The organism is Vibrio sp. Isolate23, assembly GCF_022398095.1.
GTDB classification, from domain to species: domain Bacteria; phylum Pseudomonadota; class Gammaproteobacteria; order Enterobacterales; family Vibrionaceae; genus Vibrio; species Vibrio coralliilyticus_A.
In genome coordinates, this window is the sequence record NZ_JAKEUV010000003.1 from 364,994 (window position 1) to 381,729 (window position 16,736).

Annotated in this window: 13 protein-coding genes; 5 read left to right on the top strand and 8 right to left on the bottom strand. The window is 45.1% G+C overall.

The annotated features are described in order from the left end of the window. Positions 1-2 precede the first annotated feature (2 nt). A complete protein-coding gene (msbA, locus tag L1D31_RS11485) occupies positions 3-1,751 on the bottom strand; it encodes a lipid A ABC transporter ATP-binding protein/permease MsbA (protein ID WP_239837261.1) in 1,749 nt (582 codons plus the stop codon). A 31-nt stretch (positions 1,752-1,782) separates the two neighbouring features. After that, the gene (locus tag L1D31_RS11490) at positions 1,783-4,014 is read right to left on the bottom strand and encodes a DNA internalization-related competence protein ComEC/Rec2 (protein WP_239837262.1); all 2,232 of its coding nucleotides are present in this window, start codon (positions 4,012-4,014) and stop codon (positions 1,783-1,785) included. 8 nt (positions 4,015-4,022) lie between these two features. On the opposite strand from L1D31_RS11490, the gene L1D31_RS11495 reads away from it, so the two are divergent. Continuing rightward, on the top strand, positions 4,023-4,553 hold the full coding sequence (locus L1D31_RS11495) for a DUF2062 domain-containing protein (protein ID WP_239837263.1): 531 nt from the start codon (positions 4,023-4,025) through the stop codon (positions 4,551-4,553). A gap of 105 nt (positions 4,554-4,658) precedes the next feature. On the opposite strand, the gene lolE is transcribed toward L1D31_RS11495, so the two are convergent. The 3 genes from lolE to lolC are packed head-to-tail and all read right to left on the bottom strand — an operon-like array spanning position 4,659 to position 7,792. Next, positions 4,659-5,903 (bottom strand): lipoprotein-releasing ABC transporter permease subunit LolE, encoded by a 1,245-nt coding sequence (lolE, locus tag L1D31_RS11500; RefSeq protein WP_239837264.1) that lies wholly within the window; start codon positions 5,901-5,903, stop codon positions 4,659-4,661. A 1-nt stretch (position 5,904) separates the two neighbouring features. After that, entirely contained in the window at positions 5,905-6,591 is a 687-nt protein-coding gene (lolD, locus tag L1D31_RS11505) for a lipoprotein-releasing ABC transporter ATP-binding protein LolD (protein ID WP_239837265.1), read from the bottom strand. Beyond that, positions 6,584-7,792 carry a lipoprotein-releasing ABC transporter permease subunit LolC gene (gene lolC / locus L1D31_RS11510; RefSeq protein WP_239837266.1) on the bottom strand — a complete coding sequence of 403 codons (1,209 nt, stop codon included), beginning with the start codon at positions 7,790-7,792 and terminating at the stop codon, positions 6,584-6,586. The genes lolD and lolC overlap by 8 nt, the downstream gene beginning before the upstream one ends. A 165-nt stretch (positions 7,793-7,957) precedes the next feature. Between lolC and L1D31_RS11515 the strand changes: the two genes are divergently transcribed. From L1D31_RS11515 to L1D31_RS11530, 4 genes are all read left to right on the top strand, one after another. After that, complete coding sequence (locus L1D31_RS11515) at positions 7,958-8,527, top strand: PilZ domain-containing protein (RefSeq protein ID WP_239837267.1); 570 nt, start codon at positions 7,958-7,960, stop codon at positions 8,525-8,527. Positions 8,528-8,534: 7 nt separating this feature from the next. Further along, positions 8,535-11,996: a transcription-repair coupling factor gene (mfd, locus tag L1D31_RS11520; protein WP_239837268.1), complete on the top strand. Its 3,462-nt coding sequence runs from the start codon at positions 8,535-8,537 to the stop codon at positions 11,994-11,996. A 54-nt stretch (positions 11,997-12,050) separates the two neighbouring features. Next, positions 12,051-12,821, top strand: a complete 771-nt coding sequence (locus L1D31_RS11525) for a peptidoglycan binding protein CsiV (protein WP_239837269.1) — start codon at positions 12,051-12,053, stop codon at positions 12,819-12,821. A 61-nt stretch (positions 12,822-12,882) separates the two neighbouring features. Then, positions 12,883-13,428: a GNAT family protein gene (locus L1D31_RS11530; protein WP_239837270.1), complete on the top strand. Its 546-nt coding sequence runs from the start codon at positions 12,883-12,885 to the stop codon at positions 13,426-13,428. 98 nt (positions 13,429-13,526) lie between these two features. Here the strand turns inward: L1D31_RS11530 and L1D31_RS11535 are convergent, their stop codons facing one another. The 3 genes from L1D31_RS11535 to L1D31_RS11545 all read right to left on the bottom strand — a co-directional run bounded on the left by L1D31_RS11535 (position 13,527) and on the right by L1D31_RS11545 (position 16,726). Further along, positions 13,527-14,816 carry an NAD(P)/FAD-dependent oxidoreductase gene (locus tag L1D31_RS11535; RefSeq protein ID WP_239837271.1) on the bottom strand — a complete coding sequence of 430 codons (1,290 nt, stop codon included), beginning with the start codon at positions 14,814-14,816 and terminating at the stop codon, positions 13,527-13,529. A gap of 413 nt (positions 14,817-15,229) precedes the next feature. Beyond that, on the bottom strand, positions 15,230-15,772 hold the full coding sequence (gene ycfP, locus L1D31_RS11540; protein WP_239837272.1) for an alpha/beta hydrolase YcfP: 543 nt from the start codon (positions 15,770-15,772) through the stop codon (positions 15,230-15,232). Positions 15,773-15,871: 99 nt separating this feature from the next. Beyond that, a complete protein-coding gene (locus L1D31_RS11545; protein ID WP_239837273.1) occupies positions 15,872-16,726 on the bottom strand; it encodes a phosphotransferase in 855 nt (284 codons plus the stop codon). Between the last annotated feature and the right edge of the window lie 10 nt (positions 16,727-16,736).

Sequence of the window (16,736 nt, forward strand, 5' to 3'; positions counted from 1 at the left end):
GTTTAAGCACCAAACTGAATTCGATGCAATTGCGCATACGCGCCGTCTTTCTCTATCAAGGTGGCATGATCACCACGCTCAACGATCTCACCTTCGTCAACGACCAGAATCTCATCAGCCTTTTCGATCGTAGATAATCTATGCGCAATCACAAGTACCGTTTTGTTCTTCTGAAGCTCATCTAATGCTGATTGAATAGCCTTTTCCGACTCGGTATCAAGTGCAGAGGTCGCTTCATCGAGAATCAAAACTGGTGCATCACGCAATAAAGCGCGGGCAATGGCGATACGCTGACGCTGACCGCCGGAAAGGCTTGTCCCGTTTTCACCAATAATGGTATCCAACCCATCATCCATATTATCGATAAAGTCCATCGCATAAGCTAAGCGAGCAGCTTCTTCAATCTGCTCACGGCTGTAATCCTCAGTGGCAGCATAAGCGATGTTATTGGCAATGGTGTCGTTAAATAAATGCACATTTTGCGAAACCAGCGCAAAATGACTACGGAGGTTGGTCAGCTTGTAATCACGAATATCATGACCGTCTAATTCGATGCTGCCTGAATCAACGTCATAAAAACGGGTAAAGAGGTTAGCAATGGTACTCTTACCCGAACCAGAACGACCAACAAGTGCGACAGTTTTGCCTTTAGGTATACTAAAGCTCACATTTCGCAGTGCTGGAGCTTCTTTCCCTTCATAAGTAAACGTCACATTTTTTACAGTCACTTCGCCACGAGCTTTGTCAGTCTCATACTGACCGTTGTCTTGCTCTGTTTCCAAGTCCATTAAGGCAAACAAGGTTTGGCTTGCCGCCATACCTCGCTGAAACTCTGAAGTCACATTGGTGAGAGCTTTCAGTGGACGTAATAGTCCAAACATAGCGGAAAAGACGACCGTGAAGGTACCGGGTGTCAGCTGTTCTTTAATCGAATCCACACTCGCTAAGAAAAGCACCACAACCAAGGCGATAGAAGCAATGATCTGAATCACAGGGTTGGCAATGGCTTGTGCAGCAACCAGCTTCATCGACTGCTGGCGCATTTGGTTGCTCACAGTATCAAAGCGCTCTCGTTCAACCCCCTGGCCTCCATAACTTAGTACGACCTTATGCCCTTTTAACATCTGTTCCGCAGATGCAGTCACATGCCCCATAGTGTCTTGCATACTCTTAGATATCTTACGGAACCGCTTTGAAACAATACCAATGGCCCAAGCGACAAGTGGTGCGACAATGAAAAGTACCAGTGACAGTTGCCAGCTATTCCAAAACATCAGTACCAGTAAACCGATAATACTTGCACCTTCACGAACAATACTGACTAGGGCTCGACTGGTGGCACCTGCTACCTGCTCTGAGTCATAAGTAATGCGAGACAGCAACCCACCTGTGGATTCTTTATCAAAATAAGACACTGGCATATGCATAAACTGACTAAAGATCCGCCGACGCATTAACATAACGACGTTGCCTGATACCCAACTCAAACAGTAGGCAGAAACAAATCCACTCAGTCCTCGAAGAACCATCATGCCAAAAACAATGAAAGGCAGCGTGCGAAGAAAATTAGATTCGGTATCTCCAAAACCTTCATCCAGTAGAGGTTTTAGTAGCGATACCATGTAAGTATCCGCAACCGCATTGATAATGAGAGCAACGACCGCGACAGCGAGACCCGCTTTGTACAGGCGAATATAGGTCCAGAGACGCTTAAAAGTCTGCAAGGTCGTTTCATCTTGATTAAGAGACATAGAACTGCTTATTTTTCTTACAATATTCGCGCTATTCTACCCCCTTACGTAGCGTCTGCCTATACCAAGCCCGACCTTTCCTTGCTCTGATTGCCTCCACTTTCCACTCTAGTGGATAAAAGCTGATGCTAATTTGTCCAGCACTGCCAGTGTCGAGCCATTGAGCCCCTAAGTTTTGGTATCTTTTTACAACACTTGGATGAGGCAATAACCACTTCCCTGCTTTGGCCGTTGAGCCTATGGCTAATTCTGGACTAACTGATTCTATAAAACGGGGAGTTGATGAAGTTCGGCTGCCATGATGAGGAGCAATGAGAATGTCACTGTCAAGTAACTCAGCCTCTCTTACCAGCAGCCACTCAACAATGGCATCCACATCGCCAGACAACAAAACGGATTGCTGGAACTCAGGATGAAAAAGTCGTACAACGCAAGAATGCGGGTTGTATGCTCGCTTGACCGCATTGGATGGCCACAAAAACTCCAACTCTAGGTTTCCCCACTGTAAATGACTCTCTCTAAGGCAGGCTTGAGCACCCGTTATTTGCTGACTTGCAATCAGTTTTTTTGGTTGCCAATATTGAATGAGATGTTCCATTCCTCCTGAATGGTCCTTATCCGAATGAGATATAATCAACATATCAATCTCATCGACTCCATGGTAGTGGAGAAAAGGAGTGATCACTTGCTCTGCGATACTACTTCCGCTCCAAGCCATACCTGTGTCATAAACAATGGCGTGAGAACCTTGCTTCACTACAATGGCTAAGCCGTGACCAACATCTAAAACAAAGACTTGCCATACTGGGGGAGTCCTCCAGTTGATAGTATGGATAAACAAGCAAATCACTATAGCTGCCATGCCTAGACGGCTTAGCCAGTGAGTCAGCACCAAGAAGAAAAATCCCAGAAATAATAAAGCTATTTGGTGTTGGCTAAGAGTCACCCAACCATTCTCAGCAAGGGGAATTACAAACAATACTGGCTTTAAAACTACATCGACCCATCCCCACATAAAAGATGCGTTCAACAGGCACTCCATCATCAACGCCAACAATATCATTGGGACCACAATGAAACTGAACCAAGGAACAAAGACTAAATTGTATAAAAAGCTACTTAAACTAAGACCATAAAAAGAAGCCGCAACAAGCGGAGTCATTCCAACCACTAATACCAGTTGTAGTCGTAGCGCATTTATCCAACTTGCGCGTGGATGTAATGAAACAAAAATAAGAATAATCGCGACGGCCCACATGGATAGCCAGAGGCTAGAAGACGTCGATGAAAATGGGTCAAGCATCAACAACCAAGATAGAATCATCAGCCACTTGTAGCTAGCAGGAAGACGCTTAAAGGAGACTTGCAAGAGCACCATTAAGCAACATGCCCAAAGTGCTCTTTGAGTGGGAATGGAAAACCCAGCTAACCATGCGTATGCACTTGCTAATGCAATCGCAATGACAAAGGGTGCATGTACTGCTTTAGGCAAAGCTCTTAAAACCCACTTTCCTAACAACCAACCGACATAAAAAACAATGCCAATATGTAACCCCGAAATCGCGATGAGATGACTGAGCCCACTGGCTTTTAAGTGTTCTTTTAACTCAGCGGTCAGAGCATCACGAACACCAAACGTCAGGGCCAAAATTATCCCACGGCTTGGCAGGAGATCTATAGAGTCCGCGACTTGCTGATACAAGCTATAACGAATAGTACTTAACTGACGAACCCAATAATGCGCTTTCACTTTGACAGTGGCTTTACCCACAATACGCTTTTGTAACGCATACGTTTCGCGATCGAAACCAACCTCATTGAGTAAACCGACAATAGGCTTAAGCTTAACTCTCGCGGTGATCTCATCACCTGGGGTAAGCATGTCAGGTGAGGCAAGCCATATTCTAGGCCTCAATAAAATGTGTAAGTCTTTACCGTTAATTGATCTCACCACAGCTTCCCCTTGAAAACCGTGACTTATTTGCTTAAAAAAGCTGTCAACCTTCGCATTTATGGTAATATCCTGACCAGCTTGGAAAAGGATTGCTTGCTGGTGACGTAAAAGGTTACTGTGTACCACGAGTATCAAGCATGCGAATACAAAACCAGCACACCACCTCAGCGATTTTGAGCTTATGCTGAGCATCAGGGTCAAGAGACAGGGAAACAACCACTCCCATGATGGCATGTACCACCAAAATTGAGCGGTTGATATAAGGAAAGAGAACGAAATAAGCGTCCAGTAATTAAAGTAGAGAGTCATATTTCCCTATGCCAAGAAAATTCATCAAACGCTTTATGCCTGACCACGAAGTAATAAAGCGTCAGAAAGCACTCAAAATTTTTGGCAACGTGCTGTACAACCCAAACCTATGGTGTCTAAACCGCCGCTCTGCGTCTGGGGCATTTGCTGTTGGCCTATTTATGGCTTTCGTTCCTCTCCCTAGCCAGATGATCATGTCCGCTGGCTTGGCCATTCTTTGTGGCGTTAATCTTCCTTTATCCGTGGCTTTAGTTTGGGTAAGTAACCCCATTACCATGCCAGTGCTGTTTTATTTTGCATACAAAGTGGGCGCTTGGGTGATGCACACTCCTCCCCAAGCTTTTCACTTTGAGTTATCGTGGGAGTTTATCTTGCATCAGATGAGCACTATCGGCCCCCCTTTCCTACTTGGCTGCATTATTTGCGGTATCGCCTCTGCAATTGCTGGCTACTTTGGTATTACAGCTCTGTGGCGATACTCTGTTGTGCGTAGCTGGCAACAACGAAAGATTAGATTAGGCGGGTTGCTTAAGAAGTAGAAGTTGATCTGATCAGAATTCGACCAAACTTAGTAGAACATGAAACGGTTATGTCGACTAAAAATGAAAAAGGACCACTTAGGTCCTTTTTTCGTTATCACACTTCTATTTTGCGCTTAATACAGCGGCGGGGTTGAGTTTGCTGGCACGCGATGCTGGGTACCAAGTCGCGAGTAGACTTAAAACGATTGCCGTTCCTGAAACCAATCCCACATCTGATAAGTTGATTTGAGAAGGAAGAAAATCAACAAAATAGATATCACCGGATAAGAATTGGTGTCCAACTACCTCCTCGAGACCTTTGATCAGTTCAGTTAAATTCGCTGCCACTAAAACGCCACAGACACTTCCAACTAGACTACCGAGCACTCCAGAGAAGACTCCTTGCCAGACAAAAATACGCTTGATGAGACCATCACTTCCCCCCATGGTTCGTAATATTGCAATCTCTGAAGCGCGATCTTTCACCGCCATCATTAGTGTAGAGACAATATTAAAACTTGCGACGCCAATGACGAGTACCATAACTACATACATAATTGTTCGTACAAGCTGGATGTCACGATACAGAAAACCGTACGTCTGTTGCCAGCTACGCAAATAAACATAGACGTTCAGTGTATTCCCTGCCTCTCGGACAATTTGCGTTGCATTCAAGACATCAGAGACTCTTAAAGAGACCCCCGTAACGGCCTCACCCAACTTAGAGTACTGCTGAGCATCTTTCAGAGGAACCAATGCTAAATTATGATCAATCTGCCCATTAAGTTTAAGTAATCCCACCACTCTGACACGAACGCGTTTAGGAGCCTGAACCTTGGTAGTCGAACCCGATGTCGGGATCATAAGCGTAATATAATCGCCTTGAGAAACACCTAATAGCTTTGCTACCCCTTGACCCAAAATGACTTGCTTATCTCCAGCTCTAAACTGCTTCCACACTTGAGCATCGATGTATTGGCTCATATTAGAAACCGCTGACTCTTGTTCGGGATCGATACCTCTGACTTCAAGCGCTTTAAGCTGTTGACCTTTTTCCGCCAAAGCTGTGATCTTTACGTAGGGCGCTGCTGCTTCCACTTTAGGGTGTTTCTCCGCTTGCTCAACCACAGACAGCCATCCCTCTATCGGCCCGCGAACTCCTTCAAACTCACCATGAGCGATCACCGATAACACGCGATTTTTTAACTCGCGCTCAAACCCATTCATTGCCGACAAACCAATGATGATCACTGCCACACCAACCGCAATACCAATCGTGGAAGACAAGGAAATAAACGACACCATTTTGTTGCGCTGTTTTGCTCGGCTAAAGCGACCACCAATAAACAGGGAAAGAGATGAGAACAAATTACGCCTCCTGCACATTGAGTAGCAAACCATCTTGCATGTGTAATTGACGATCCATCTTGCTAGCCAACTCCCCATCATGAGTCACGACCAAGAAAGCGGTACCGGATTGCTCATTCAATTCGCGCATCAGATCATAAATAGCGAGCGCTGTTTTGTGATCTAAGTTACCCGTGGGTTCATCTGCTAAAACAAGGGCCGGATTATTGACTAGTGCTCGAGCAATAGCGACACGCTGCCGTTCACCACCAGAAAGCTCTGAAGGACGATGATCAATGCGATGACTCAAACCGACTTTGTCCAGCAGCGCTTTTGCCGCCTCTTTCGCCTTGGCTGTTTTAGTTCCACCGATAAGCAGTGGCATCGCAACATTTTCCAACGCACTAAAGTCCGCCAACAGGTGATGAAACTGATAAACAAAGCCAAGATGCTGGTTGCGAAGCTTAGCTTGTTTATTCGAACTCAACTGAGACAAGTTCTGCCCTAAAAAAGTGACTTCTCCCTGAGTGGTATCATCCAACGCTCCTAAAATATGCAACAAAGTACTTTTTCCTGAGCCTGAAGAGCCAATAATGGAGACTAACTCACCTTTCTTCAGTTCGAAACTGACCCCTTTAAGTACTTGAGTATCCAGAGAACCCTCGCGATAGGTTTTACAAATATTATGACATTGAAGCAGGTTACTCATATCTCAAAGCCTCAGCTGGTTTAACGGAAGATGCACGAAAAGACGGAAAAAGTGTTGCCAGCAGACTGAGTGCAATAGCAAGAACAACCACAATAGCTATTTGAATAGGGTTAATAACGATCGGCAACTGGCCGCCTACTGCAAACAAAGCAACCCCTGCACCATCAAGTAACGTATTAAGGTTGTTGGCGAGTAGAACACCCAAAGTCCCGCCCATGAGCGAGCCAATGACACCACTGCTCGCACCCTGGACCATAAAAATCGCCAGAATTTGTCTATCTGTCATTCCTTGAGTTTTTAAAATCGCCACTTCTGACTGCTTTTCCATTACAACCATAATCAGAGCCGAAATAATGTTGAAGGCAGCGACGCCAATGATTAAACCTAGCATTAAGCCCATCATATTCTTTTCCATTCGGACCGCCTGAAACAGTTCACCTCGTTGATCTCTCCAATCCTGCCATTGCCAACTGTCAGGAAGAGGCATCTTACTGAGCTCGCCAACCACAAAAGGATCATCAAAAAACAATCGCCAGCCCGTAATCGTGTCTTTTTTGAAACGTAGCAATCGTGCCGCATCATCAATATGGGTCAACATTAACTGGCCATCGACATCTGACCCCGTGTTATAAATTCCCGCAACGGTAAATATGCGTTGACTTGGAATTCGACCAAGTGGCGTAAACTGGCTGGCACTTGTGACCATTAAACGAACCTTGTCACCAAGCGAAACATCTATTGCTCTCGCTAAAGTATGCCCGATGAAGACCTGATATTTGCCTGCTTGCAAAGATGACAACCGGCCAGTAACCAAATGCGACTCAATAGGATCATGATCACTAGGTTTAATGCCAATCAGTAGGCCTGCGGAAAGATTGTCAGAGCTTTGAACCACAGCTTCGCTTTGTACAATGGGCTCAGGATGCGCTGCTGTTGATAACTGCTTGGCGAAATCAGGAGCTTGTTCAGTATAAGGCGTTTTGCCATCCACTTCAGACACAATCGCCTGAGGCAAGACACCTAGAATGCGCCCTTTAAGCTGCGCTTCAAAGCCGTTCATCACTGAAAGCACCGTCACGAGAGCCATCACACCAATCGTGATACCTGCGGTAGACATGTAGGAAACAAAACGGCTGAACCTATCACCTGAGCGGCCGCGTAAGTAGCGTAAGCCAATAAAGGTGGAAACCGGATGGAACATATATAAAACCAATAACGTTTGATAAGCGATACTGTAACGATTTATAGCTAGAGGTTGTAGCCCCTAAATGCCAATTAGACGTCAAAATGTGTGATAAACAATGACATACCTTGATTAGTTGCTTCTTATAGCGATAATCAAAGGATAACTTAAAGGAATTTTCACATGTCTGATCAAGAATACTTCACTGTTCACCACAAAATGACCGTTAATGTGGAGCCATTGGCTCAAGACGGAGCATTTCCGAGTTATGATCAGTTTGAAAGTGAAATTCCTGCACCGTTTTTAGTTGCCAGTGAGTTCAGCCACCTTGACCTTCTAAACGACAACGCTCGTGCCGAACTAAAGAATAATGATTTCAGGCATGTGATTGAGTTATTGGATACTCAAAATGCAAAGCTAAATTTACTGTTAACCTTTATGCTTTCTCAGCAAGATGATGAGCAATACAGGCATCAGACCTTGTCTTTTGGCGCCAGTAAATTCAGCTACACCACAAATCACAGGCTTGAATTAAATACCAAAGCTCGCGTCAAAATGTTCATGGAACACCCATCCGCAGCCATCTATTGCTACGGCCACGTTGAAAGCTGTCAAACACAAGACGACCAGTACATTATTACGATAAAATACGACCTATTGCGTGATCAGGATGAAGACCTTCTGATCAAAGCCGCTCTCTATCAGCAACAAAAATTACTCCGTCAACGTTCACTAAACCGCGACAAACAATAATTCTATTATGCCTATTACATCGCTTTTCAATCTGGCTAGCCCGACAGGCGCCGGAGATAAAAAACAGGTCGGTAACCTGCAGGGCGCCAGCTTGGCGCTTGCGATTGCTGAACTTGCTAATCAACACTCCAGCCATACATTATTGGCTGTTGCCGATCCGCAAACAGCATTGAAACTGTTGCAAGAAATTGAGCAGTTTACTGACCAAGAGATCGCACTGTTCCCTGATTGGGAAACCTTGCCATACGATAACTTTTCACCACATCAGGAAATCATTTCCGATCGTATTGCGCGTCTATACCAATTACCGACTCAAACCAGTGGTATAACCATCGTTCCGGTGAGTACCTTGTTGCAAAGGCAGTCTCCTCGGGACTTTTTGTTGCAACACACACTGATGGTCAAAGTTGGTGACCTTTACTCTCTTGAAAAGCTGCGTATTCAGTTAGAAAAATCTGGCTACCGACATGTTGATCAGGTCTTTGGGCCTGGAGAATATGCCAGTCGTGGTTCTATTCTCGACCTCTTCCCTATGGGAGCTAATGACCCATTTAGAATCGACTTTTTCGATGATGAGATCGATACAATCCGCACTTTCGATCCAGAAAATCAGCGCTCTATTGAAGACGTTCAGGAAATTCGTCTATTGCCAGCCCATGAATTTCCAACCACTGAAAGCGCAATTGAGGACTTCCGTATTCGCTGGCGCCAAAGGTTTGAAGCTAGGCGCGAACCCGAATCCGTCTATATACAAGTCTCGAAAGGGACTTGGCCTGCAGGCATAGAATACTGGCAGCCGCTCTTTTTTGAACAAACTGAAACACTGTTTGATTACATCGCAGATGATAGCCAACTGATTACGGTCGGCAACTTAGAAGATGCTGTGGATCATTTTCTTGCGGATGTCGACTATCGCTACGATCAACGTAAAATCGATCCTCTGCGACCTTTATTGCCACCTGAAGAGCTGTGGCTGAAAAAAGACGAGCTATTCAGCCAGTTCAAATCTCTGCCACAAGTGCAGCTTTCAAGTGATGCCGTTGTAGAAAAGCAAGGTCGAACTAACCCAGCGATTCAGGCTCTACCGGACTTAGCGGTTCAACACCAAAACAAAGAACCCATGTCGGCACTTCGTCAGTTCAGCGAAAGTTTCACTGGTAAGATCATTTTTTCTGTCGAGTCAGAAGGCCGTCGAGAGGCCCTTCTTGAACTTTTACAACGAATAAAACTTCGTCCCGTTGAGCATCATAGCTTTTCAGCTGCCATGGAGAGCAAAGATAAGTTCGCCTTAGTGCTCGGCGCTTCAGAACATGGTTTTTTATTTGGCGAGCATCAGCTTGCTTTGATATGCGAAAGCGACTTACTTGGCGACCGAGTCATTCAACGTCGTCGTAAGGACCGAAAGACAACCAATAGTGATGCGGTTATTCGTAACCTCGCCGAGCTCAAACAAGGTCAGCCCGTAGTTCATATTGACCACGGCATTGGACGTTATATAGGCCTGCAAACGCTTGAAGCCGGCGGTATGACAACCGAATACGTTACGCTTGAATACCAAAATGACGCCAAGCTTTACGTGCCTGTATCTGCACTGAACTTAATCAGCCGCTACTCTGGTGGTGCGGAAGAATCCGCTCCTCTACACAAGTTAGGCGGTGAGGCATGGGCAAAAGCGCGACGTAAAGCAGCGGAAAAAGTACGCGATGTCGCGGCTGAGCTTTTGGATGTATACGCTAAGCGCGAGATCAAACCGGGATACAAGTTTGCCCTAGACAGAGACCAATACGCCACGTTCAAAGCAGGCTTCCCATTTGAAGAAACCGACGATCAATCCATGGCGATCAATGCTGTGATGTCTGACATGTGTCAAGCTAAAGCCATGGATCGATTGGTGTGTGGTGATGTCGGCTTCGGTAAAACAGAAGTTGCCATGCGCGCTGCTTTCGTTGCAACAGATAACGGCAAACAAGTAGCGGTATTAGTTCCAACGACGTTACTCGCCCAGCAACACTTCGAAAACTTCAGAGATCGTTTTGCCAACTTACCCATCCGCGTTGAAGTCCTGTCACGTTTTAAAACTGCCAAAGAACAGAAGCAAGTTTTACAAGATATTGAAGACGGCAAAATCGACTTAGTGGTCGGCACTCACAAACTGCTGTCTAATGACATCAAATTCAAAGACCTAGGCCTGTTAATTGTCGACGAAGAACACCGGTTTGGCGTACGCCAGAAAGAAAAAATGAAGGCTATGCGCGCGGATGTAGATATTCTGACTCTTACTGCAACACCAATTCCACGGACTTTGAACATGGCAATGAGCGGCATGCGTGATCTATCCATCATCGCCACGCCTCCAGCTCGACGCTTAGCAATAAAAACCTTTGTTCGCCAAAGTGACGATGCCGTAGTCAGAGAAGCCGTGCTACGTGAAATCATGCGCGGCGGTCAGGTGTATTTCCTACATAATCAGGTAGAAACCATCGAAAAAGTGGCCGCTGACTTGGAGAAACTGATCCCAGAAGCCCGAGTCACCGTCGCCCACGGCCAAATGCGAGAGCGCGAACTTGAGCGAATTATGAATGACTTCTACCACCAGCGATTTAATCTTCTGGTGTGTACAACTATCATTGAAACAGGCATCGATGTCCCAACCGCTAACACTATTATTATGGACAGAGCTGACAACCTAGGTCTTGCGCAACTGCACCAGCTTCGCGGTCGTGTGGGGCGTTCGCACCATCAAGCTTACGCTTACCTACTCACGCCTCACCCTAAAGCAATGACGAAAGACGCCATCAAACGCCTTGATGCCATCGCTTCGCTCGAGGATCTCGGTGCGGGCTTTACCCTAGCCACTCACGACCTTGAAATTCGTGGTGCCGGAGAACTCCTTGGTGAGGAGCAAAGCGGACAGATACAGTCGGTCGGTTTTACTTTGTACATGGAAATGCTTGAACAAGCAGTCGAAGCATTAAAAGAAGGCAAAGAACCGTCTCTGGATGAGTTACTCAGAGAGCAAACGGAAGTTGAAATGCGTTTACCTGCCCTGCTTCCCGATGACTACATACCGGATATCAACACCCGCCTTTCGATGTATAAGCAAATAGCCAGCGTGTCTGATAAAGCTGAACTCGATGATCTCAAAATCGAGTTAATAGACCGCTTTGGGCTATTACCGGATGCCACTAAAAATTTACTTTCAGTATCAGAAATGAAACTTGAAGCGGCCTCTATTAAAGTCAAGAAAATCGAAGCGCATGACAAAGGCGGATTCATCGAGTTCTATCCTGACGCTGACATAAATCCAGCGTATTTAGTTAAACTATTGCAATCTCAGCCACAAAAATTCGCAATGGAAGGCCCAACTAAGTTCAAATTTACGGTACCATTGGTCGACAGACGTAAGAGAATTCAATTTGTCGGTGACATGTTGTCTGAGTTCAAGCTGAACTTACTGCCACAAGCCTGATTTAATCAGGTTGACTAATTTTCCAAGGTGTATTCACCTGATTATGGAGTTGTAATGAAAAAGCTGATCCCGCTACTACTTCTTGTTGTTGCTATGCCGTCATGGGCACAGCGCCAATTTGATATAGAAGTGATCATTTTTAAGCGTGCGGTTAACCCTGAGCAAACCGCTGAATCTTGGCCGAACTCGCTCCCTGATATTTCCATGAACAAGGTGGGTAACTTAAATGATGCCAACTACCGCACGCGAAAAGGAGTAGAGCTTCTACCAGCTTCGTCTTATAAGCTGAACTCTCAGGTTCAGAAGTTGAAAAATCATGCGGGTTTCAAAGTCTTACTACATACCGCTTGGCGTCAAGGAGACGGTAACCGTCACGTTGCCCCTACATTTCACATCCAATCTGGACGCGATTTTTCCGGCCAGTTTAACGCTGACGGTTCACAAAGATACTCTGCAGGTACGGAAGTTATTGATGGCGTAACAGAAGAAACTATCGCTAAACCACTCTATGAGTTAGATGGTAAGCTTCAGGTTTACGTCGAGCACTACCTTTATGCAGACTTAAAACTAGATTTGAAGTCTCCGAGCGTTCGTGAAGTCTCTTTCGAGTCCAAGCCTGTAGATTTAACAATGACCGAAAACACACTCACTGATGAGCCAGTTCAGGCTGGCTTAATGGAAGACGTTACTCCAACTCTTCATACCGAGGAATTCTTAAAGAGTTACCGGATGGATCAAAAACGACGCATGCGAAGTACTGAAACCCATTTCCTAGATCACCCACTACTCGGTATGATCATTCAAGTACGTCGAGTCGCTCAGTAAGCAGAATAAAACCAAATAACAAACAGCCCTAGATAGGGCTGTTTTACTACCAAGGAGTGATATGAGCCCAGACTACCACATCATTACCCCTCGGCTTGTCTTAAAGCTCATTCCACAAGAAGATGCTACCAAGTTGGCTGATTGCGTCACAAGCTCTCCGAGCCTACACCGCTGGATAGACTGGTGCCATGCCCAATTTTCCACCAAAGAAGCAGAGAGATTCATTCTAGCTACGCGCCTCAACTGGGTGAAATCAGAAGCCTATGGATTTGGCGTATACCGCCGATGTGATAATGCGCTGATTGGCATGGTCGCCATTAACGAACTCTACCATACCTTCAACATGGCAAGCCTCGGCTACTGGCTAAGCGATGCTTATCAGAAACAAGGCTATGCCAAAGAAGCCTTCGATTCATTAGTTGAATTTTGCTTTTCTCAACTAAAAGTGACTCGCATCGAGGTGGTGTGCGATCCGGAGAATAAGCCGAGTCAAAAGTTAGCGGAATCGTGTGGTGCTCAATACGAAGTCAGCGCTCCAAACCGCTATCTCTTTAACGGTCAACCTCGACAAGGTTTTGTCTATTCAATCCTCCCAGACAATCGCTGATAGCTTCCTCTTGAACCCGAGACGCTTAGCGGTGGGATATTGTGATAGTGGATACGAAAAGAGCACTCATTAGTGCTCTTTGTTTGTCGTTTCCAGCATTAATGTAGCTTGAGGTTTGGACGAAGGACTCGGTTGATCCGCCCCATCAAAATAATTAGAGCCGTCTTGAACACGCCATGTAACGCCATTTGATGTAAGCGATAAAGCGATATATAAACGACTCGGGCAATGCGACCTTCCACCATCATAGAACCTTTGGTTAGATTACCCATCAAGCTCCCTACGGTCGAAAACTGACTCAAAGACACCAAAGAACCTTTATCTTTATAGACATAGGCTTTCAGATCTCGACCATTCAACTTCGCAACGATGTTAGAAAATGCGCAGCTTGCCATTTGATGCGCAGCTTGGGCTCGTGGGGGAACAAAAGAACCATCTGCTTGTGTACACTGAGCCAAATCACCGATAACAAAAATATCGTCATCACGAGTCGTCTGTAGCGTATCTTTTACCACCAATTGATTAATACGGTTAGTCTCAAGACCACCAATATCTTTGACAAAGTCCGGAGCTTTGATGCCAGCAGCCCAAACCATAATTTGAGCAGGAATCTTTTCTCCATCTTTGGTGAGTAGTCCATCATCACCAACTTCTGTGACCATGGTCGTAGTACGAACCTTCACACCTAGTTTGGTCAGCTCATGATGCGCTGCACTGGAAATTCGTGGTGGGAGAGCAGGAAGAATGCGTTCACCAGCTTCGATTAAGTTGACATTGAGCTTACTGGAGTCAAGATCACCAAAGCCATAGGTGCGAAGCTCTTTTACGGCATTGTGAAGTTCTGCCGACAATTCAACGCCAGTTGCACCCGCACCTACAATTGCAATATCAACAGTGCCATGGCCATGCTTGGCGTGTAATTTGAGGAACTCATTGTTCATCTCAGTTCTGAACTTGTGTGCCTGTTCAGTGCTATCTAAGAAAATGCAATGTTCACGGACACCCGGAGTATTAAAGTCATTGGAAGTAGAGCCAAGAGCCATGACGAGAATGTCATACTCAAGTTCACGTTCTGGCATTAAAAGCTCTTCATGTTCATCTCTGAGTTCTCCCAGCCTGATGACTTTGCGCTCTCTATCGATATCCTCAAGGCTACCCATTTGGAAATCAAAATGATGATTTTTTGCATGTGCGCGATAGCTTAGAGCATCGACCCCTTCGTCTAATGAACCTGTAGCTACCTCATGCAAAAGAGGTTTCCATAAATGGCTTGCTTTCCGGTCGACAAGGGTTACTTTCGCTCGCCCTTTTCGACCCAATGTACGGCCAAGTTTAGTAACAAGCTCAAGTCCGCCTGCACCACCACCTACTACGATAATTCGAGTCACAGCAACAATCCTCTAGAAATAAAAAATAGGTTTCGAGCCGATGATTCGTCTCGATAAAATTGTGTGATTTCATGCCGGTCTGCTGAAAAAGGTTTCAGTCTTACGACTTCAAGGCAATTAGAGGTTTCGTTTGTAATGTTGGACACGTTAATTGGAAAATATGTTTCTGAGATCAAAGCCAATCTGCTCAGATAATTAACATTCTGTGGGCAAGCTCTACACTCGCTCTCAATTTTTTTTGATATTTATCAAAAAATTTATAATAGATTCATTATATAGAGCAAAATATGCCACGCAACAAAAGATTACACCAATTACCCTTAAATTTGTCGCGATGTTGAAATGAATGGGAAGTAAGAAAGCGAAGTGCTAGACACACTTCGCTTATTAGTCATCTGAGTTGAAGAAAACGATTAACTTGCAGACTTAAAAGCTTTCATCGTTTGTAGGTGTTGGGAGATCTTCTTAAATTTGTGGCTTTGCGTTTCATCCCATATCACTTGATAGTAACGACCTAACTCATCAGCCGTTTTTCGATTATCGTGTACTTCATCCTCTTTGGACAGGATAACGAGGCAACGGTCTTTATTCTTGGTACGAAATTCTTCAACACATTTGGTGGCGATATCTTCGTACTCCTCAGGGCGGTCAATGCGGCCCTGCATTGTTTTTTCTGGGTGCAGGTTAGGATTGAAAATCACCTGCTTGATACCACATAAAAAGCCTATTCGCTCAGACCAGTAGCCACCTAATCCAACACCACAAATAATTGCATCGCGATCCCCAGACTGCTCAATCGCTTTATGAACTTCTTTGAGTAGGTGTTGCATATCATGCTTAGGATGCAAAGTGCTGTAGTTAATAAAGCGGACGTCTTCATCAATGAACTGCAACTGAAGCACTTTTTCGTGGTTTCCTGGACTTGTGGAATCAAAACCATGTAAGTAAATAATCATTCTATCACCCTCGATTCTTATCCATTAAATCTACCACGAAAAGAAAGGTTTTAAAGTCAGCGTAAACAATTAAGTATGTCAGACGTTCAAACAGTGATCTTAGCTACAAAATGTGTCGAGTAAAGCTTGGGCTTGGGTTAAATAATGCTCATCCCCCCAAAGCTGATAGGCCAATAAATACCAAAGCATTGCCATCATGGTTGCTCTGGGTTGCCAAGCAAGGACACCCTCGACCCAATCATCGACTCCATCAATGTTTCTTAGCTGGCAATACCGATATACTGACTCTAGTGGCTTTTCCCCCACCACACCAATACTGAGAGTCAAATCCAAGCGAGGATCTGCAATCGCTGCATATTCCCAATCAATCACCATAATACCCTCTGAGTGTTTAACCATGTTATAGCCCGCTAAATCTAAGTGACAAAGAGCTAAGCCAACATCAGACAGACTTGGTGAACTGCGCCATTGCTGGTAAATATCCAGATAGTCGTTAGATCTTAACTCTTCTCGTAGTTGCATCCAGTAATGGTCAACACGAGCGGTAAAATTAAACGGAGCAACCGGAATCCTTGTGGTGTCCAAACTGTGGATCTTAATCATCGTTTTGAGTAACGAATCAAAAGGTAAGCCATCAGCCAACGACTCCCCCTCAATCCATTCGACTAGTAGCCCATGCTCATTAATCTGAATAGCTTTAGGCCCAAGTTGAAACTCTTCGACAGCAGATAGAAGTTGATATTCTTGAAAGCGGGAAATGGAAAAGGCTTTAGTAATTGGTGTGTTAGGTCTCCAAACAAAACAATCGCTGCTTTGGGTAACTACCTTCCAGCAGCGATTGGTCAATCCTCCGGTTAACGTTTGAGCATGATCCGGAGCAACAGAAAAGAAGTGATCCAATGACTTTAATGAATCGTCTAACTGACATGCTTCATGCCATGACATCCTGGCCATAAATCACTCC